Origin of the sequence: Pseudomonas sp. v388, from assembly GCF_003935425.1 — a bacterium.
In the GTDB taxonomy this organism is placed as follows: domain Bacteria; phylum Pseudomonadota; class Gammaproteobacteria; order Pseudomonadales; family Pseudomonadaceae; genus Aquipseudomonas.
The window spans coordinates 1-896 of sequence record NZ_RHQN01000022.1 but is presented as its reverse complement, the minus strand read 5'-3'; the positions used below and the strand labels follow the sequence as shown (position 1 = coordinate 896).

At 51.9% G+C, this 896-nt stretch carries 1 rRNA gene; it reads left to right on the top strand.

Annotated features, from left to right (window positions below):
- Nucleotides 1-896, top strand: a 23S ribosomal RNA gene (locus EGJ27_RS24690); the annotation flags it as partial.

The following is an 896-nucleotide window of genomic DNA, read 5'->3' as shown; positions in this document are numbered from 1 at the left end:
TTAAGTGGCTTTGAGATTAGCGGAACGCTCTGGAAAGGGCGGCCATAGTGGGTGATAGCCCTGTACGCGAAAATCTCTTGGTCATGAAATCGAGTAGGACGGGGCACGAGAAACCTTGTCTGAATATGGGGGGACCATCCTCCAAGGCTAAATACTACTGACTGACCGATAGTGAACCAGTACCGTGAGGGAAAGGCGAAAAGAACCCCGGAGAGGGGAGTGAAATAGATCCTGAAACCGTATGCGTACAAGCAGTGGGAGCCCACTTTGTTGGGTGACTGCGTACCTTTTGTATAATGGGTCAGCGACTTATTTTCAGTGGCGAGCTTAACCGAATAGGGGAGGCGTAGCGAAAGCGAGTCTTAATAGGGCGTCTAGTCGCTGGGAATAGACCCGAAACCGGGCGATCTATCCATGGGCAGGTTGAAGGTTAGGTAACACTGACTGGAGGACCGAACCGACTACCGTTGAAAAGTTAGCGGATGACCTGTGGATCGGAGTGAAAGGCTAATCAAGCTCGGAGATAGCTGGTTCTCCTCGAAAGCTATTTAGGTAGCGCCTCATGTATCACTGTAGGGGGTAGAGCACTGTTTCGGCTAGGGGGTCATCCCGACTTACCAAACCGATGCAAACTCCGAATACCTACAAGTGCCGAGCATGGGAGACACACGGCGGGTGCTAACGTCCGTCGTGAAAAGGGAAACAACCCAGACCGTCAGCTAAGGTCCCAAAGTCATGGTTAAGTGGGAAACGATGTGGGAAGGCTTAGACAGCTAGGAGGTTGGCTTAGAAGCAGCCACCCTTTAAAGAAAGCGTAATAGCTCACTAGTCGAGTCGGCCTGCGCGGAAGATGTAACGGGGCTCAAACCATGCACCGAAGCTACGGGTATCACCTT